Raw genomic sequence first — 20,257 nt, 5'->3', positions numbered from 1 at the left:
CAGATATATATGGGTATGTGTATTTAAATAAAAATTAATAATGTTAAGTTAGTGTTAAATATGATATTTCATTATTATACTTTCTGCTATTTTTATTCCATCTACAGCAGCTGATACTATTCCTCCAGCATATCCAGCCCCTTCTCCTCCTGGATAGAGCCCTTTTATGTTCACAGATTCAAAATTTCCTTCATCTCTTACTATTCTTATAGGTGATGATGATCTTGTTTCTACTCCTGTAAGTATTGCATCATGCAAAGCAAATCCATTAAGTTTTTTGTCTAGCTGTATTATTGACTCTTTCATAGTTTCTACAACAAATTCTGGTAAACACTCTCTTAAATCAGTTAATACAACACCAGGAGCATAACTTGGAGCTACACTTCCTAAACTTTTAGATTCTTGTCCTTTTATAAAATCTCCTACTAACTGAATAGGAGCAAAATAATTTCCCCCACCTAGTTTAAATGCTAGTTTCTCATATTTTTCCTGAAAATATACTCCTGCAAGGGGATGATCACTTCCAAAATCTTCAGGAACTATATTTACAAGAAGTGCACTATTGGCATTTTGTTTGTCTCTTTTATGCTCACTCATACCATTAGTTACAACTATATTTTCATCAGATGATGAGGCTATTACACTTCCTCCTGGGCACATACAAAATGTATATCCTGTTCTTTTATTCTGTGCATGATGTATAAGCCTATAATCTGCCGCTCCAAGTCTTGAATGATTATAAAATTCCTTGTATTGCGACTTATTTATGAGTATCTGTGGATGTTCAATTCTAGCTCCTATTGCAAATGGCTTTTGAATTATTTTAACTCCTCTTTTGTACAATATTTCATAAGTATCTCTTGCACTATGTCCTATAGTAATTATTACTATATCAGATTTTATAGTTTCACAACCATTTACTATAACTCCCTTTACACAGCTATCTTCTATTATTATATCTGTGACTTTACATCCAAATCTAACTTCCCCACCAAGTTCTATTATCTTGTTTCTTATATTTTTAACTACACCTTTTAGAATGTCTGTTCCTACATGCGGTTTATGAGAATAAAGTATTTCATCAGGTGCTCCAGCATTTACAAGTTCATCTAGTACCTTTCTGCATCTTATATCTTTTATTCTAGTCGTTAGCTTTCCATCCGAAAATGTTCCTGCTCCGCCTTCTCCGAACTGTACATTCGATTCTTTGTTTAGTTTTCCTTTACTCCAGAATAAGCTTACATCTTGACTTCTTCTATCAACATCTAGTCCTCTTTCTAGAACTATAGGATTATAACCCCTTTGTGCTAATACAAGTGCTGCAAATAATCCTGCAGGTCCCATTCCAACTACAATAGGTCTTTCTTTTATATTTGTATCTCCCATAGCAACATCTTTATACTCTAAATCTGGAGATTTTCTTACATCAATATCCTTTATTTTTTTTAGAATCATTTCCTCATTATCTACTTTAACATCTACTGTATATATAAAATCTATCTTTCCTTTTCTTCTTGCATCTATAGACTCTTTATATATGCTATAACTTAATATATCTTCTTTTTTTATCTTTAACTTCTTGATTATGTACTTTTCTATATTTTTTATATCTTCATCTATACTCATTCTTATGTTAGATATTCTTATCATTTAATCACCTCTTAATATAAAGAATTTACCAAAATACAATAGATTATATCAGAAAATAAAAAAAAATAAAAGCTGGGAAACCCCCAGCTTATGCTATAGTACTTGCTATTTCTTCACTTAAATTCTCAAATCTTCCTATCCAGTTCTTTCTTTCTTCTTTTAATTTATTTACAAGATTTTTGTATTCTATGTCTGCATAATAATTTTTTGGATTGTACTTTTCAATATCAATTCCTTCTACATGCTTTGGAACTAAATATCCCCAATCTTTATCTAATTCCCACTCTATACTATCTTTTGCTATTTCTTTCATTATAGTAGTAGATACTTTTATAGATATTTTTTCACCTTTAGAATCCTTACTAGCTCCTACACTACCAGTGTTTAATATAAAGCATTCCATATCAGGATTTTGTCTTAGTATTTGATGCAATCTATTTCCTTCTTCTCCTTCAAGTCCTATTATAAATGGATTTGTTCCTACACATCTTTTTGACTGACCTGCTTTTGTAGGATCTCCAGCAGAAGTTTCTATAGATTCTCCTAACATAAAGAATGTAGCTGCTTGAGATATAGTAAGTTTTGCAACTGGTGGAACAACATCATTTCTTCTAGTTATGAATATTAATTTATTAGCTTTCTCAAGATCTACAGTATCATCAGTATTCTCTATTTCTTCTCTTAATACAACTCCTCTTCCATTAGAGGTAAGCTCTGTATTGTCAAAATCAACAGTTCCATCTTCATTTACCTTAACATTATCAAGTGCTGAATTTGGGCTTGTAGCTGCCTTATAAAGAACCTTTTGTCCTTCATCTAGCCCTTCTGTTTTTATATAAAATCCATTTTCACTTCCTGCACAATATCCATCTTTATCCATGAATATTACATCATCTTGTCTTATTATTGCACATTCTTCTCCTGTAAGACCATGATCATGTATAGTAAGTGTAGTTTTACCTGTTCCACTTAATCCAAACATTATAAATCCTACATCTTTTAAATTGTCATTCTTATCTTTTACTCTTAAAACCTTACTTCCTGCGTGAAGTCCAAGACCACCCATTTTTTTAACTTTGTACATAGCCATTCTTAAGAAAGATTTTTTAGACTCTCCAAAATAATCTGTTCCTAGTATATATGTTACTCCTTCTTCTGGATATACAAGGATGATTCTTTCTGGCCACTCTGGAACATATACACTCACTAAATCTGGATTTTCTGTATCAGTAGGATTAAATAATGTATTATTCCACATATATGCTATTCTGCTATACTCTTTAGTTATATATAGTCTACAATTGAAAGAAAATCTCTCGTGAGTACCCATTTTTCTATCTACTCTAACTAATTCTTTATTTAATAAGTATTCATTTACTTTATCAACTATCCTATCTGCTTCTAATCTGCTTATTCCTTGTTGATCTATTCCTAATGGAACATCATTTACTACGAAAGAGTTCTTTGCACTTCTATTTCTTACTTTACTTATATAGCAAGGACTATTATATTCCGTTGTTATCTCCATATGTTTACTCATATTTCTTAATTCTTCAACGCTTGGGTTTACTATAACATTTTTGAATAAATCATTTTTTAAAAAGTGTATCACTTTTCATACCTCCGCCCTTTGTTATATATTATTTATCTCATTTACATTTAATAGTATATCACATTTATTTTATTTGTATAGTGTTTTTTTGAAAAAACTAAAAAAAAATAAAAGGTATATCATATACCTTTTATTTCTTTAGTGAAGAGTATAAACTAAGAAGTTTATCTAATTCTTGACTTAGCTTAACTATCTCTTCATTATTTAGCTTATATTCACTATCTATTATTAACTGATTTAAATCGTCTCTTAATTTCTCAATATCTTGTTTTAATTTGTTTATATCTTCCATAGTCTATCCCCCTTTGATGTTCTATAATGTTAAATTTTCAGATTTGAATATGTTTATACTTTGGGTACTCGTACTTGGAATTTCCTCTAATATAAATGCTTTTATTCCTTCTTTTAGTTCATTTAGATCTATATTTTTATTCAAATTGTATATAATTGCACAATATATATTTTCTTCAAATCCTTTTTGTATATACATTTCATTTATATCCATTCTTATTACCTTTAAATCACATATATATTTTTCTTTATTATTTAAATCTATCTCATCATCATATTCAAATATTTTGAATTGATGTAAGTTTTTATATGGTTGAATTTCTTCTAATCCTAAAAATCTCATATACTTTCCTCCAAATTTAGTATATATATATATTATAACACATATTTTAAAATAATCTAAAAAAAGAGCATTATGCTCTTTTTGTAGTTAAACCTCTTATAATCTTCATATTATCAAATAATTTCTCTACGAAAGCCTCTGCTTCTTCATTATCTAGTAAAAATAACTCTTCATTTTGTATATTATTAATTGTCGCATATTCTTTAGCTGTATTTAATAATTTATCCTTGTCTTCTTTACTTAACTCATATTCTTTATAGTCTATAATTAAGCAGTTTCTAACCTTTTCTATATTGTTTTCATTATACCCTATTTCTATATGATATATATAAGCAAATAAATTTTGAACGCTTTCTTCTCCTTTGTAAATAGGCACAGCAGGATTAGATTTTATATAGTTAGTTGCAACAGCTATCTGTTTACCTAGTTTTAAGTTCATCTTTCTACCTTCTTTCGTGTATTATTTTAAGCTTCCTTAAACTCTTTATATCTTTTTCCTAAAGTACTCACACCTATACCATATTTGTTAGCTATCATAGATTGAGTCGTAGTAACTCCATTTTCTTTTTTGACATGATATTCAATTGCAGCAGCCCAACTCTTACCATTTCCTTTTATATCTTTTACTTTTCTTTTATATTCATTCCATATTCTAATACTTTCTTCTACATACTCAGCTTCTATATTCTCTAGTATTATTTCTTTTATTTCACATTTCTCTACATCAATATTTTCAGCGTTGAAATTTTCTACTATCTTAGGCTCTAATAACTGTTGAATATACTTATACATCATCAAAGTATTGTACATCATAAATTGTTTAATATCTTTGTAATTATCTTTATTTCCATTATAAATCTTTGTTATATCATCTACTAGTCTTTCTTTTGTCTTTTGAGATATCGATACAACAACATCTAAAAATCTATTTACATTAACTATTTTAGCTATTCTTCCAACTATTATTTCTCCAGTTTTTACGTTATCTATAACGCTCAAATCTTCCATATGTGTTTCTTCATTAGTTAATACATCTTTTAACAATGCTTTATCTTCTTTTATATCTACAACTTCATATATTCCTATATACGAAGTTAATTTCTCTTTTAATATATCTCTTTCAACAACACTTACTTCATTAGAATGTTGTTCATAAAATAAAATAGATATAGGTTTATTTTGTGTAGTTATATAGTCATTCATGTAGTAAGTATTAAATAACCTATGAAATTTTTCATTTTCTTTAAGCCCTTTTACCATAAAGAATTTCTCTTGTGCATTTAGAAATTCATTATGTAATTCTTCTGTTGTAGAGTAATTATATATTTTATTAATTAAGTTAGTATCGATACTTTGGGAAAGTTCAATTTTCTTTCTTAACATGCTTATCTTTTTCTCTTTATTTAAACAGCATTTTTTATATTTTTTCCCGCTGCCACATATACATTGATCATTTCTCCCCATCAATTTAAATTTCACTCCCTTATAAATCTTTTTCTTTTGTTTTATCTCAAGCTTACAATTAATGATTATATCACTTTTTTATATATTTCACTATAGAATTATTTTATACTTTCTGTTAACATCTTTGACAACTCTAGCCACAACACCGTCCCAAACACCATCTTTGTATTTTTCTAAGCAATCCTTTTCGAATATTCTGTATATTTCGCTTTCAAAGAGTGCAATATCTCTTTTAAGACTATATTTTTTCAACTTATCATAAATCTTATTTTCGCAGTAATCTAATAATACTTCTTTTATTTCCTCTATGTAGTCTGTTTCTTGCATTTCTCTTAATATCACTTCATTATATGTCCTTATATGTTTGCTTCTCATTACTTCACTTATATGTATTTTATTAGATTTCTTTTCGTTAATTACTTTATCGCATATCTTTATCAATTCTTTGCTTAGTTTCATATTTCTATGTCCAAATACTGCACCTTCTATATAACTTAAAATTATTATTCTTTCTCTTTCTTCTTTTATATCATGTGCTATATCTTTTGCTATCTGACGTATATTTTTCACATGAAACAATCCTTCTCTAAGTTCTTCTTCAAATAATTTTACGATATATAGTTCCCAAAAATATGTGCTCCATTTGTTGTAATCTATAGAGTATAATTTTTTTATGAATTTTAAATACTTTTCATTACCATCGTAAAGATAGTCCATTTTCATTTTTTCAATAGTATCATCTAAGGAAATCACTTTTCCAATACTCATATTTTCACCTGTCCTAACTCTTTACTTTATTTATATTTCTATAATTATATGTTTTTACCTTTAAGTTTTACCACAAAAATAAAAACCTAGAAGTTTTCTTCTAGGTTTTGCTTTTTTATTTATTTCTATACATGACTTGATTTTCGATTTTTATAGTTTCTTTATTTAGTTCTAAAATTATTTCTATTATAAGTCCATTAGACTGCAGAAAAGATATATCATCTATAGGAGATACTTTTATATTTTTTATATGATTTGCAATTATATTTCCATTGTGCTTTAAATTACCTTCTTTAACTTGAAATATATCTCCCTCTTTAAAAATTATCTTACCTAAACTTATCTTATCTTTTGTATCATCTTGGTTTATGTTGTTGTAGTCATATATATTTGATATACCACTTGATACCATTGCTATATTTACGATTTTGGCCATCGCAATTTGGCCTTCATTTTGTATATCTATAATGTCATTAGATTTTTTGAACATATTAAAATTCATAGTAAAAAAGCTAAAAATAATGCTAAAAACAATACTTACTATCCCTAACGAAATCAAAAGCTCAATAATTGTAAAGCCCCTTTTATTCATAACTACATCTCCTAACATTAGGAATAATTACTTTTTTATTTTCCAATCTCTTATATTTATAATTCTTTGAATGTTTTCACTTTTTCTGTATTTAGGTATATTTATCTCATAAGTTGCGCCAACTACCCTTATAGATTTATTTTTTGTATAAGTCGACTCTAGATGTATATATATGTTATCTTTATATTCATAACCTATAACTTTAATCATGCTGTTTTCTATATAACTATATAGATTTTCTTTTATATAGCCTTCAAATTTAACTTTATATTTATCTTCACTACTTTCTTTATTAGCCTCAATTAACGCATCATTAACAAGATCATAAACTTTGTCATATACAGCTTCAATAGCACCTTCTGCCATATAAAATGCGTAATTATAATCGCTGCTTACTCTTTTCATCTTATAATTTGACATTGAAAGTGATAACATAACCATTCCTAAGATCGTAAGTATAGTAATTATTATTACTATAGATATCATAACATACCCACTATTTTTATATCTTTTCATAGACACACTTCCTATTGTATTTTGCCATCTATAGTTCTTATATATCCATTTATACTTTCTAATTCCTTACCTTTTCTCATTACAGTTATACTTATTTTATATATTTTTAGATAAACTTTTTTTTCTTCATTTTGGTCACTTTTATATGGATATATTTTTTGGTTTCCACTTCCTTTGTAGACACTATTTCCATTAACTACTTTTCCACCATCATATATATTGTATTTTATATAGTTGTTATTAGAAGTTACATTGGTATATATATCTATATCATGATTAAGTTTAATCCCTATAGTGTATGGTCTATCCTTTTCCTGTAGTCTTTTATCATTTGGAAGTGATTTGCTATTAAATCTAAAGTCTATATTTGTACCTGTTACAGTTATACTTATGCTGTTTAATTTCTCTTTTAAATCGTATGTTGCATTTTTATTCCATTTGTCTTTATAACTTACGATATTTGTATTTACATCTACACTTATCAAGAAATTCTCTTCGCCTATTATTTTTATAATGTTTCCTTCTGATACTATAATTAAGTTGTATATATTCGAAATTACATCGCTATTATCTGTACTTTCATCTTTATACGTTATTTCTCTTGAGTCTTCTTCTTCTATTTTCACTAGAATTTCATAATCATCTTCTATATATATTTTTTGTATTTGATTTATATTTTCTAATGATTTTATATTCTCCATGTATTTTTGGGCAAAACTTAATGCTTTTAGCTTATGCTTAGAAGTTGTGTTCAAAACTGCTACATCAACAAACATTGAAGATATTGGTATTATAACTATTCCTAGTATTGCAATTGCCATAACTATCTCTATTAGTGTTAGACCCTTGTCATTTTTCAATATATTAAACATATATCTCCTCCAGATAATGCATCTGAAATCAATCTAAGAAAGGATTATCTTTTCCATATTTATTATTGTACTCCCATTTTAGATATTCTTCATCTTGATTATGTAGTTTCGAAACAGAGTAAAGCTCTAATCCTATTCTGCCCACTAGATAGTTTTCATTATCTTTATTTATACGTATGCTTTTTATTCCTATATGCTTATCATAGCTTTGTGTCTGCTTTATAAAGTTCATTAAACTTTCATAACTTCCAGTATAATTTATATTTACAACCATTTTTTTTATATCTACTATTTTTTTTTCATCATCGAAGTTTACATCTTCAACTTCCGAAAATTCAATAATATCACCCTTTAAATCCGCCTTACTTAACATTTCATTTAATATAACTATTATTTTTTCCTGCTTTATAACTGGAAGCAAGCTTTGTGTTTGATTGTATATCTTTTTATCTATATCCGCTATACTTTCTTGTAAGTTATCATATTGTTTATCTCCTAAAAGATTTATAGTTTCCTCATACTGAGATAACTCATTCCTTAACTCTTTTATTTTCGTATACTTTGGAATAAATAAAAGATAATAAAAAGCAGCTAGTATAATTAGTATTATCAATATAAATAATAGTATCTTTTCTCTCTTACTTAACTTAATCATAATCCACATCCTCAAATCTACACCTTAAGGTAAAAGTGTATCCATTGAATTTAGTAATTGTACCTTCTGTAAGTTCTTCATTTTCTTCTGTAAAAGTATCTTCAGCTATTGATATAATATGTACATAATTAATTTGATCTATCTTCTTAAGATTATATTCAAGCTCTGCTATTGATGTTCTCACCATTGCATTTCCTTGTATTGATATTCCATTTTCATCTATGTTTAAACTTTCTAGGACTATGTCTTTAGGAATAGAAGATGATATATTCTCCATCAAATCTGTATTTACTATATCAAGTTTTTCTATGTTTTCATTTACACGTAGTATTATGTCATAGTAATCATTTAAGAACTGTAGTCTATCTTTCTTTTCTTCAACTCTCATTTCCTGGTATAACTGCTCTTTTTCTTGTATATGCTTTTCTGCCCTATGTATTTTATCTATTAATTTTATCTCGGTCATGTACAAATACCCATAAAGTATTGATATGCACATAATTAAAACAATTATACTTAAGTTTATATAAATACTCTTTTTTCTTGATTCTTTCTTTGGCTTTATGTATGGGGAGAAAAAATTAAAATCGCTCAAAACTATAACCTCCCTAGTTTCTTATCAATGCACCTATGCAGTTTAGATATAACTTTGTGTCTATATTTTTTACTTTTGTAATTATTCCATCAATTTTATCTACTGTATAAGTAGGTATATTCAAAGATGTACTTATATAATTGCTTATTTCACTAATATTTGAACTTCCACCATGTAAAAATACAGTATCTATACTATTTTCCCTATCTCTACTTGTGTAATACTTAAATACCCTTTTAATGTCTTCTACCCAGTTTTCAACACAAGGTATTATCGCTTGATGTACAAGTAAATTATCATCAATAATTGAATATTGTGTTTTCTTTTTCTCACTTTCACTTAAATTTATATCTAGTATATTTGAAATACTAGAGTCTATATCTCTTCCTCCACCATTTATAAGTCTACTAAATTGAGATACCCCCTTAGAAATTATTTTTACATTTAAAAATGTATATCCCATATCAATTACCGCTATTGTTTGACTTTTATATTCGCTTTCTTTGTATAATTTGGATATGGCGTTAGAGTTTATATCTAATGCTATAGGATCAAGGTTTAATTCATTTAGGAGTTCAAAATATTTTTTTGCTATACTCTTTGGGACTGCACATATCCAAATTCTATATTTGTATATATTATCTTGAATTAATTTTTGTAGTATCTTATGCTCTATTACATATTCATCTAATTGTATCGGCAAGTACTGCTCTATCTCAAAATTTATCATTTTCTGTAGTTCTTTCTGACTCACGATTGGAAGATATAATTCTCTTGAAATTACAGATGTACTTTGAAATGTACAGATAGCTTTTCTAACTTTTATGTTTTGATTTACTATTTCAGATTTTATAACATCAGATATAGATTTAATGTCTAATATATTTCCATCACTAAAACTTTCATTCGGAGTTTTTATTATGGATGCTTTTTTTATTATGAGTTTGTCCGGTTTTTTATTTCCAACAACCATCTTTATATTCCTACTTCCTATATCTATAGATAAAATATCATTTAGCAATCTGCTCACCTCTATATTATCCCAATATAATTTATATACCAGCTTATAATTTCATTTCCGTAACAAATAGTTATAAAGCATGCTATAGCTATAAATGGTCCAAATGCAATATAGTCTTTTCTAGTTTTTATACCAAAAACTAGTAATATTAAACATATTATAGCACCTATTATAAATGACAAAAAGATATTTAGTAGAATATTCCAAGGACCAAGAGCAAATCCTAAAAGAGCCATTAATTTTACATCACCCCCACCCATAGCACCTTTTGTGATTAATGCTATAGTTAGAAATGATCCCCCTCCTATGAGCATTCCTAGAATAGAATTAATAAAACCTATATGAAAATTATCTAATATATGCATTATAAATATACTTATTAATCCAAATATTATTAATCCATCAGGAATTATTTGATATTTATAATCTATAAATGTTACAACTACTAAAATACTAGATATTATAAAGTATTTTATTGTTAATATACTTAGTCCAAATCTTATAAATAGCATTAAATATATTATACCGTTCATAAATTCAATCAATGGATACTTTATTGATATCTTACTTTTACAATATCTACATCTACCTTTCAGGAGTATATAGCTTACTATAGGTATTAAGTCTAATAATTTAAGTTTATTATTGCAATCTGTGCAGCTTGACGGAGGATAAGCTATAGATTCGCCTTTAGGAATTCTATATATACATACATTAAGAAAAGATCCTATTAAACTGCCAAATATAAATACTAAATATATCATAAGTACCCCCCATTTATAACTAAAGACAATATACATATGTATATTGTCTTTACCCATTAGTCTTTCTTGTAGTTTTTACCATCTGGATATACTTGCTGATTATCTACTGTAACAGTAACATTTCCACCTGTTACTGTAACTACGAAATCTTTATCTGCTTTATATTGTGGCTTAGGTAATGATTCTAAATAACCTTTACTTACTAATTTATCTACTGCAACGTCAGTTTCTCCATTAGCTAGTGCAAGTTCAGCAGCTTTACCTATTACAGCTCCTGTAGCTATATCTGCTTTTCTCTTTGACTCCTCTTGTATATTGCCAAATCTCGGTATAGCAATTCCTGCTATAATTCCTAGTACTGCTAATACTACTATAAGCTCAACTAATGTGAATCCTTTTTTACTGTTCATTACTTTTCTTACCGCTTTTATCATATTCTCACCTCCTTATATTAGTACTGAACTGTATTTATCATATCAAACATAGGCAGAACTATCGCAATTACAATAAATCCAACTATGATTGACATAATAACAATCATTAAAGGCTCTACTAATGTTGTTATCTTTTGGAATGCACTCTCTACCTCATCATCATAAAAATCTGAAGTCTTATCTAATATTTCATCTAATACCCCTGATTCTTCTCCTATTCTTATCATATGTACAACCATAGGAGGAAAAATTCCTATTTCTTCTATAGGGTCAGCTAAACTTATTCCCTTTAGAACATCTTCTCTTGATTTATCTATTCCATCTGATACGAATTTATTTCCAACTATATTGGATACAATTTCTAGTGATCTAATCAAAGGTACTCCACTAGATATTAAAATTGCTAAACTCCTACTAAATCTAGATGTTATTATTTTTACCATAAGATCTTTTATTATAGGTATTTTAAATTTAAGCTTATCTAATACATAACTTATTTTTTCATTTTGTATTATTCTTTTCGAAATATATATTATTATTATTAAAATTAGTACAACTAAATACCAAAATTTTGTTACTAGATAACTTATATTTAAAAGAATTCTAGTAGGCATAGGCAAAGCTGCTCCTGCACTTTCAAACATTGCAACAAATGTTGGTAAAACAAATGTAAGTAGAAAAGCAACTACAATAGCTGAAACTATGCTTAATATAATCGGATATGTCATTGCACCTTTTATCTTTGTATATATCTTGTTTTCTTTTTCATAATATACTGCCATCCTATTCATTATTACATCTAAGTTACCACTTATCTCTCCAACCTCTACCATGTTGATAAGTAGATTTGGAAATATATCACTATTTTTTCTTAGCGATTCTGAAAAAGATATTCCCTTTTGTACTTCTTCATAACATTCACTAATTGAAGATTTTAGATATTTGTTTTCTGTCTGGACTCTTAATATATCTAAACAGGTTATTATTGTTATTCCTGAGTTTAAAAGGGTATAAAGCTGTCTACAAAATATTGCTATATCTTTTATTTTTACTTTCTTTATGTGCAACAAATTTCTTATTTCTAATTCCCGTACCCTTTTTATCTCTATGGGATAATAATTACCTTTTCTTATTATATCTAGTACTTCATTTTCATCATTTGCATAAACAGTACTTTGAATTTTTTGTCCTAATTCATTTATTCCCTTGTATTTATATATAGGCATACCTAGCACCTTTCTTATTGAAATCCAACATACCTTTCTATCATATCCTTATCTACCGCGTGAGCAATCATTGTTTCTTTACTTATGTATCCTTTTATATAAAGCTCACTTAGGCTTGCATCCATAGTTTTCATACCAAACTTTGCACCAGTTTGTATAGATGTTTGTATTTGATGGGTCTTACCTTCTCTTATAAGATTTCTTATAGCTGGTGTTGCTATCATTATTTCATGTGCTGCAATTCTTCTTTTTCCATCTGATGTCGGGAGTAGTTGTTGTGATATGACTCCTTCGAGTATTGTCGATAACTGAATTATTATTTGCTGTTTATGATGTGAAGGAAAAGAATCTATAATTCTATCTATAGTTTTAGCTGCTCCTATTGTGTGAAGGGTAGACAGTACTAGATGTCCTGTTTCAGCTGCTGTAAGTGCTATTGACATAGTTTCAAGATCTCTCATCTCACCTACTAATATTACATCTGGATCTTGCCTTAATGCAGACCTTAGTGCATTAGCAAACGATTGTGTATCTGTTCCTATTTCTCTTTGATTTATTATGCTTTTATTGTGCCTATGAAGATACTCTATAGGGTCTTCTAAAGTAAGTATATGACCACTTCTTTCTTTATTTATACAATCTATCATAGCTGCAAGAGTAGTGGATTTTCCACTTCCAGTTGGACCCGTTACAAGTATAAGTCCTCTTTGCTTTTTAGTTAGATCTTTTATTACAGGTGGTAATCCTAAATCTTCTATAGTCGGTACATTTACAGAAACGCACCTTATAGCCATACCATATGTGTTCCTTTGCTTAAATACATTTACTCTGAATCTTCCTAACTTATTGTATGAAACTGATGTATCTATTTCTCCTTTTTCTTGTAGCTTATTAAACTGATGTTCATCTAATATTTCTTTTACAAGTTTCAAATTATCTTCCGGAAGCAATATTTCATCTTTATATTTAGTCAATGATCCATTGATTCTCATAACTGGAGGATATCCAACCGTTATATGAAGGTCTGAAGCATTAAGCTCTCTTGTTTTTTGTAATAAATCATACATGTTCATACTTTATCACCTATTCGTAAATATATGTAGCTTTTATCAATTCATCAAAAGTTGTTATTCCATCTAATACTAACTTTTTACAATTTTCTTTTAGTGAAATCATTCCGCTTCTAAGTGCATAATGTTTCAAATCCTCTGCATTAAATTTTGAATTTATTATATTTCTACATTCTCTATCTATTATCATTATCTCATGAATTGCTCTTCTTCCTTTATACCCAGTATTGCTACAATTAAAACATCCTTTCCCTTTAGATAACTTTGTATCTTCAGTTATATTTAGTACTTTCATTTCTTCTATACTAGGAGTATAATATTCCTTACATTCTGGGCATATCTTTCTAACTAACCTTTGTGCCACTACCCCTACTAAAGAAGATGATATAAGATACGGTTCTATTTCCATGTCTAAAAGCCTTGAAACTGTCGATGGAGCATCATTAGTATGCATAGTACTTATAACTAAATGCCCTGTTGTTGCAGCTCTTACGGATATCTGTGCTGTTTCTTTATCTCTTATTTCTCCAACCATTATCATATCTGGATCTTGTCTTAATATAGACTTAAGTCCACTTGCAAATGTTAGTCCGACCTTGTTATTTATTTGAATTTGATTGACACCTTCAATTTTGTATTCAACAGGATCTTCTATAGATATTATATTTTTATCTATACTATTTAGCTCCTTTAGCAAGGTATATAATGTAGTTGTCTTTCCGCTTCCTGTAGGACCTGTAATTAGTATTATGCCACTAGGGTTTTTGACTATTTTATCAAATCGTCGTAAGTTTTCATCTATTAGTCCTAGCTCATTTCTTGAAAATAAAAATTCATTTCTAAGCAAGAGCCTTATTACTATTTTTTCTCCAAATACTGTAGGCATTATTGATATACGAAGATCTATTGATTTACCATTTATATTTATTTCTATTCTTCCATCTTGTGGGACTCTTTTCTCTGCTATATCCATCTTTCCCATAACTTTTATTCTATTAACTAAAGATAAGTGAGTTCCTTTTATTAAATTCATTCCCTCTATCAAACTTCCATCTACTCTATATCTTACTCTTACATTGTTTTGGAAAGGTTCAATATGTATATCACTTGCACCTATATTTACAGCTTCATCAAATATAGAGTTCACTATTCTAACCACTGGGGCACTATTTACATCTTCTAATGAATCATTTTTAATCTCATTACTAATATTCTTATTTTGTTCTTTCTTAAAATCTTCAACTGCTTTTTGTGCAGTTTCCTTTCCATAATATATATCTATAGCTTTAAGTATACTATTTTTTGTAGATATAACAGGTTCTACATCAAATCCAGAATATATCTTAATATCATCTATTGCAAATATATTTAGTGGGTCTGCCATTGCTACTGTTATTTTTCCATTTTGTTTATCTATAGGTATTAAGATATGTCTTCTAGCTAGGCTTTCTGGTATAAGTTTAATTATATCAGGATTTACATGGTATTTGCTTAAATCTATATGAGGTATACCCATCTGAAACTCTAATACTTCTATTATTTGAAGCTCATCTACAAATCCCTTATCTACAAGTATTTCTCCTAGTTTTTTTCCTGATATTCTCTGTTCTTTCAAAGCTTCTTTTAATTGCTTATCAGTTATCTTTCCAACTGACACTAAAAGATCTCCTAATTTAAATTTATTATTTCTCATACACCCTCCCACTACATATCTTCTATATTCCTAACATATCTAGTTTTCTTTTCTCTTTCTGCTTTATATATTATTAATTCTTTACTTGAAGTTATATCCACATTCAAATCATACATATTTATCATCGTGTCTATAAGAACATTACCTTTGTTTATATATCTATTTAGCTTCTCTATATCTCCTATTATTTTTATTTCATATGGTTGAGCTATCGGTGTAGAGTTAATATTTATATGATTACCTGCTAAAGTTACTTCAGAATACGGGGTTATTCTTTGATTATTTATAGATATTACTTCACCCCCATATATTCTAATTTCATTTATTAGGCTTATCAAAATTTTCTTTTCTTCCATTACAAATCCTAAATTCACTTCTTCTTTTGTATCTATTTTTATTGTCATTCCTGGTCCTTTTACATCTAAATATCCTAAAATGAGCTTTAAAGAATCAACTTGCTCTTTCAAACCTTTTTCTATATCATTTACTATAGTATTTTTCTCTATGAACTTTAAATTTTCATTTAGTGTATCTAATTTTCTTTTTAACTCTGCATTTTCCTTCTTTATAGCATTTATATCACCTACAAACTGCCTGTCTACAAAGGATAGTTGGAATTTTTCTTGATAACTACTCTTAAATTGTATCCCTATTAATACTCCTAATAAAATAGCTAATATTATCATTGATATATATTTATTCTTCATTTTATCACCCACTTTCTATATTATCACATTTTTATAATATAATACATTCAAAAAAGGTCTACAATGTGTAGACCTTTTTTGAACTAACTTAATTTAAAATGTGATACCATATCTTCTAATTCTTTTGCCATATTAGTTAATGATTCAATGGATTTTGCAATCTCATCTATTGAAGCTGCTTGTTCCTCTGCAGATGCCGCTATCTCTTCTGAGTTAGCGGCAGAATCTTGTGATATAGATTCTATTCTTCTCACAAAAGTTATTACATTCTCTGCATTACTATTTGCCTGCATTATATTATCATTAACTAAATACAATTTATTCTTAGTTTCATTGAATCCATCTAATATTTCATTTAAAGAAGTTTCAACTTCTTTTACAACTTTTTCTCCTTTTTGAGCTTCATCAGTTCCTTCGCCTATAGATAACAGAGCTTTTTTAGTATTTTCTTGAGTTTTGTCTATTAAATTCTTTATAGAATCTGAAGATTTCATAGATTCTTCTGCAAGCTTTCTTACTTCTTCTGCAACTACAGCAAATCCTCGTCCTGCTTCTCCTGCTCTTGCAGCTTCTATGGCAGCATTTAAAGCTAATAGATTTGTTTGATTTGCTATATTATTTATAACATCAACTATATTACCTATTTCATTTGATGTTTGCTCTAATCCTTTTATTACTTGTGATGAATAATTTACGCTATTTTTTATTGTATTTATCTGACTTATCATATTATTCATCTTTTCTCTTCCATCTACTGCTAATTTTCCTGTTTCATCTGCATTCTGAACAACATTTATTACCTCTTCTTTTATTTTCTCTATATTAGAAACAACACTTTTTATGTTATCTGATACTTCTATTGTTGCCTGTGCTTGTTCTTCCGATCCCTGAGCCATATCCTGAGTAGATGCAGCTATTTGATCTGAAACAGAAGATGCCTGCTGAGAAACAGAAAATAATTCTTCACTATAAGAAGATATGTTTATAGCTACATCTTTCATTTTGCTTGTCATATTTCTCAAGTTTTCAACCATATTATTGAAGCTGCTTGCAACTTTTCCTATTTCATCATTACTTTTTATATCTATATTAACAGTCAAGTCTCCATTAGATATTTTATCAGCTGCATATACAAGATTATTTAAAGGTTTTATTAATCTATTTAATAAATATACTAAAACTAAGAATCCTACAAGAAACATTAATAAGCTAGCTATAATTGCATTTACAATTGTTTCTTTTATAGCATCTTTTAAACTCTTAGTAGATATACCTATGTTAACTGCTCCTATATGTTCACCATTTCTATAAAGAGGAACTAGTGCATCAAATACCTCTGCTCCTATTTCTTCATAATAGAATTTGTCAAAATAAGATTTTCCTTCTACTGCAGCAGTTTTACTTCCTTCATCAGTAAGTTCTATTCCTATTCTATCTTTATTGCTATGAGCTATTGCCTTTAAATCTTTACTTATTACAAGTGCATAAACTATATCCTCTCTTAAAGCTATATCCTCAAGTATATTCTGAACTTCAACAGAATCACTAATCTTTTTTATTGTATCTGCTAAAATTCCTACCTGAACTACTCCTCCATTGTTAAGTTTTGAAGCTCCATATTTATAATAATTGTTATCTATATCACTTTTTCTTATGTTTTCTATCAAACTATTATTTTTTCCAGATAATATATCTTGAACTGCGTGTTCCTTAGGGTATTTGTAGTTTATATTTTCATCTAAATTAGAATACACTATAACTCCATCAGAGTTTGCTACGTTTATTTCTTCAACTCCTAATTGACTAGCTAGGTTTTTTAAGGTTTCATTAGAGATATTTGGATAACTATTTATTATTTTTGAAGTTATTGTTATCTTTTCATCGAATAATTCTTGTATAACATCTAGTGCTTGCTGATTATTTTCTATTCTAGATACCATACTTTCAATTAAAGATAGACTCAAAGTTTCCATTTGATGAGTCATTTTTTTATTTATTGAATATATAGAAATACTTGTTAATATTGATATAGTTACTAAAAATGTAATAGATACTATACTAAGTATTCTGAATTTTATAGAATTCTTCTTTAGTATAAACTTCATCGCCAACTCTCCCCGTGCTTATATTTTATAAATGTCTATATCTTTAGCAAAATCCTCTGTAAGTTTCTTAAACTCTGATACGCTCCTTGTAAGCTTTTTAATTTCTTCTGCGTAAGTTGTAACACTTGAGCTTACTTCCTGAGATGAAGCTGAGTTTTGCTGAGCTATTGCTGCTAATGATTCTATATTTTCATACACTGATGCTATAGAATCAGTCTCAGTCTGAAGCTTTTCTGATGTAGATATCATCTTTTGTGCTACTTGTTTGATTGTCTCATTTGCTAAACTACTTTCAAATACTGCACTTTTAATTTTATCATTTTCCTCATCTAATACTTCAAATTGAGTTCCAACAGATTTAACTAAATCGTCTATGTCACCTATAAATTGAGTAAGATTTCCATTTATATCTTCTACTGCTCTTTGAGATTGCTCTGCTAATTTTCTAACTTCTTCTGCAACTACAGCAAAGCCCCTTCCCATTTCTCCTGCCCTAGCTGCCTCTATAGATGCATTAAGTGCTAGAAGATTTGTTTGGTATGCTATTGAAGATACTAATGAAACTATATCTGTTATGTTCTTTCCTTTTTGTTGTAGCTGTATACTATTTTCCCTAACCTCTTCAAAGCTAGATAATATATCATTTAATTTATCTGCAGTTATTTTCATATTTTCATAACTGCCTTCTATTCTTTGAACTGACTTTTCAAGATCTTCTTTATTTTCTTGCTCTAAACGTGCAACTTCTTTTATAGAGTATATATTTTGATTTAAAAGATACACTGCACTTTCTGTTTCTTGAGCTTGATTCATAGCAGCACTTGCTACTTGCTCTACTACATTTGAAATTTCTTCTGATGTATAATTCATTTTGTTTGATATTTGATTTAGGACATTGCTAAATGTATTCATTTCATCTGTCAAACCTTTAAATCCTACGAAATCTTTTCTTATAATGTCTTTGTATTCATTTAATATATCGTACATTTGCTCATAAATATCATTAGTTATTAATTTTCCGTTTTCCACATACTCATGATTTTTTACTTTATTTATTTCACTCATGATTAAATCTATAGGTCTATTCACAACCTTAGATGCTAAGAATGTTGATAAAAACGCTACTATAGGAGATATAACCATACTAATATCTCTATATATTAAATGTATAGGAGTATTAATCATAGCAAATAAGATGATAGATAAAATTGCAACTTTAACGTTTATAGATTTTATTAATCCGAATGAAAGAACTTTGTTAAGTATGAATACCTTCTTGCTATAAATTTCTTTTTCGAATTTAATCTGAATTTTAAGTTCATCACTACTTTTAGAAATCTCTTTTATATCTATTTTTTCATTGTAATACTTTGCAGCACCTTCTAATAATCCTAAGAAATAATCAAACATGCCACGCTTTGATTTATATGTAAAGATTATTTCATTCTTAGATATAGGCTCAACATCTAATGCAGGTGGCTTTGACCCAGGTATTCTCTTTACAACAATCTTGTGCACATCATTCATAGACTTTAAAAAATGATACAAACTATCATGCTTAAAGAAAGCTGGATAATCACTTGTAAATGTAACTATATTATCTTTGCCTATCTCTCTCCACAAATCCGTTACTTTCATATTCTTAGATCTTGATATATTTGTGACTATATTATTTATAGTTATATCATCAACATCTTCAAGTGGCGAAAATGCTTTATCCTTTGATAGCCCTACACTTTCCATGGCTTTATCTACGATATCGTCATTATATAATTTTCTACATGTCTTTAGCCAAGTAGAAACTACTGTACCTTTCATTCAAAACGCCTCCTCAACAAGTATTTGCCCATTTTATACCCCAAAATCACATGTCCGAATC

Annotated in this window: 21 protein-coding genes; all 21 read right to left on the bottom strand. The window is 28.2% G+C overall.

Annotation, left to right across the window (positions count from 1 at the left end; translation table 11 throughout):
• Positions 1-54: 54 nt before the first annotated feature.
• The 21 genes from CLOTH_RS03745 to CLOTH_RS03645 all read right to left on the bottom strand — a co-directional run bounded on the left by CLOTH_RS03745 (position 55) and on the right by CLOTH_RS03645 (position 20,196).
• A complete protein-coding gene (locus tag CLOTH_RS03745; protein ID WP_079411364.1) occupies positions 55-1,650 on the bottom strand; it encodes an NAD(P)/FAD-dependent oxidoreductase in 1,596 nt (531 codons plus the stop codon).
• An 88-nt stretch (positions 1,651-1,738) separates the two neighbouring features.
• Complete coding sequence (locus CLOTH_RS03740; RefSeq protein ID WP_331721991.1) at positions 1,739-3,262, bottom strand: phosphoenolpyruvate carboxykinase (ATP); 1,524 nt, start codon at positions 3,260-3,262, stop codon at positions 1,739-1,741.
• 130 nt (positions 3,263-3,392) lie between these two features.
• On the bottom strand, positions 3,393-3,554 hold the full coding sequence (locus tag CLOTH_RS03735) for an aspartyl-phosphate phosphatase Spo0E family protein (protein WP_079411362.1): 162 nt from the start codon (positions 3,552-3,554) through the stop codon (positions 3,393-3,395).
• A gap of 21 nt (positions 3,555-3,575) precedes the next feature.
• Positions 3,576-3,896 (bottom strand): hypothetical protein, encoded by a 321-nt coding sequence (locus tag CLOTH_RS03730; protein ID WP_079411361.1) that lies wholly within the window; start codon positions 3,894-3,896, stop codon positions 3,576-3,578.
• A 70-nt stretch (positions 3,897-3,966) separates the two neighbouring features.
• Positions 3,967-4,335, bottom strand: coding sequence for a hypothetical protein (locus tag CLOTH_RS03725; protein WP_079411359.1), 369 nt, complete (start codon positions 4,333-4,335; stop codon positions 3,967-3,969).
• Between the two features lie 26 nt (positions 4,336-4,361).
• On the bottom strand, positions 4,362-5,360 hold the full coding sequence (locus tag CLOTH_RS10780) for an SEC-C domain-containing protein (RefSeq protein WP_143715414.1): 999 nt from the start codon (positions 5,358-5,360) through the stop codon (positions 4,362-4,364).
• Positions 5,361-5,450: 90 nt separating this feature from the next.
• Positions 5,451-6,128 carry a hypothetical protein gene (locus CLOTH_RS03715; protein WP_079411355.1) on the bottom strand — a complete coding sequence of 226 codons (678 nt, stop codon included), beginning with the start codon at positions 6,126-6,128 and terminating at the stop codon, positions 5,451-5,453.
• Between the two features lie 115 nt (positions 6,129-6,243).
• Positions 6,244-6,720: a PilW family protein gene (locus tag CLOTH_RS03710; protein WP_158080451.1), complete on the bottom strand. Its 477-nt coding sequence runs from the start codon at positions 6,718-6,720 to the stop codon at positions 6,244-6,246.
• Positions 6,721-6,747: 27 nt separating this feature from the next.
• Positions 6,748-7,236: a hypothetical protein gene (locus CLOTH_RS03705; RefSeq protein WP_079411351.1), complete on the bottom strand. Its 489-nt coding sequence runs from the start codon at positions 7,234-7,236 to the stop codon at positions 6,748-6,750.
• A gap of 11 nt (positions 7,237-7,247) precedes the next feature.
• A complete protein-coding gene (locus CLOTH_RS03700; RefSeq protein WP_079411349.1) occupies positions 7,248-8,108 on the bottom strand; it encodes a PilW family protein in 861 nt (286 codons plus the stop codon).
• A gap of 28 nt (positions 8,109-8,136) precedes the next feature.
• A complete protein-coding gene (locus CLOTH_RS03695; protein ID WP_079411347.1) occupies positions 8,137-8,763 on the bottom strand; it encodes a hypothetical protein in 627 nt (208 codons plus the stop codon).
• On the bottom strand, positions 8,756-9,358 hold the full coding sequence (locus CLOTH_RS03690; RefSeq protein WP_079411345.1) for a PilN domain-containing protein: 603 nt from the start codon (positions 9,356-9,358) through the stop codon (positions 8,756-8,758). The genes CLOTH_RS03695 and CLOTH_RS03690 overlap by 8 nt, the downstream gene beginning before the upstream one ends.
• 13 nt (positions 9,359-9,371) lie before the next feature.
• The gene (gene pilM / locus CLOTH_RS03685) at positions 9,372-10,379 is read right to left on the bottom strand and encodes a type IV pilus assembly protein PilM (protein WP_079411343.1); all 1,008 of its coding nucleotides are present in this window, start codon (positions 10,377-10,379) and stop codon (positions 9,372-9,374) included.
• A gap of 11 nt (positions 10,380-10,390) precedes the next feature.
• Entirely contained in the window at positions 10,391-11,143 is a 753-nt protein-coding gene (locus CLOTH_RS03680; RefSeq protein ID WP_331721990.1) for a prepilin peptidase, read from the bottom strand.
• Positions 11,144-11,199: 56 nt separating this feature from the next.
• Positions 11,200-11,577 (bottom strand): competence type IV pilus major pilin ComGC, encoded by a 378-nt coding sequence (locus tag CLOTH_RS03675; protein WP_079411341.1) that lies wholly within the window; start codon positions 11,575-11,577, stop codon positions 11,200-11,202.
• A gap of 17 nt (positions 11,578-11,594) precedes the next feature.
• Positions 11,595-12,803 (bottom strand): type II secretion system F family protein, encoded by a 1,209-nt coding sequence (locus CLOTH_RS03670; protein WP_079411339.1) that lies wholly within the window; start codon positions 12,801-12,803, stop codon positions 11,595-11,597.
• 14 nt (positions 12,804-12,817) lie between these two features.
• Positions 12,818-13,876 (bottom strand): type IV pilus twitching motility protein PilT, encoded by a 1,059-nt coding sequence (locus tag CLOTH_RS03665; RefSeq protein ID WP_079411337.1) that lies wholly within the window; start codon positions 13,874-13,876, stop codon positions 12,818-12,820.
• Between the two features lie 10 nt (positions 13,877-13,886).
• Complete coding sequence (locus CLOTH_RS03660) at positions 13,887-15,566, bottom strand: GspE/PulE family protein (RefSeq protein ID WP_079411335.1); 1,680 nt, start codon at positions 15,564-15,566, stop codon at positions 13,887-13,889.
• An 11-nt stretch (positions 15,567-15,577) separates the two neighbouring features.
• Entirely contained in the window at positions 15,578-16,273 is a 696-nt protein-coding gene (locus tag CLOTH_RS03655) for a DUF881 domain-containing protein (RefSeq protein WP_079411333.1), read from the bottom strand.
• An 83-nt stretch (positions 16,274-16,356) separates the two neighbouring features.
• Positions 16,357-18,378: a methyl-accepting chemotaxis protein gene (locus tag CLOTH_RS03650; protein ID WP_079411331.1), complete on the bottom strand. Its 2,022-nt coding sequence runs from the start codon at positions 18,376-18,378 to the stop codon at positions 16,357-16,359.
• 18 nt (positions 18,379-18,396) lie between these two features.
• Positions 18,397-20,196, bottom strand: a complete 1,800-nt coding sequence (locus CLOTH_RS03645) for a heme NO-binding domain-containing protein (RefSeq protein WP_079411329.1) — start codon at positions 20,194-20,196, stop codon at positions 18,397-18,399.
• Positions 20,197-20,257 lie beyond the last annotated feature (61 nt).

Origin of the sequence: Alkalithermobacter paradoxus, assembly GCA_002029295.1 — a bacterium.
In the GTDB taxonomy this organism is placed as follows: Bacteria; Bacillota; Clostridia; order Peptostreptococcales; family Peptostreptococcaceae; genus Alkalithermobacter; species Alkalithermobacter paradoxus.
Note: the sequence above shows the minus strand (reverse complement) of the source record. Positions and strands in the feature narration are given on the sequence as shown.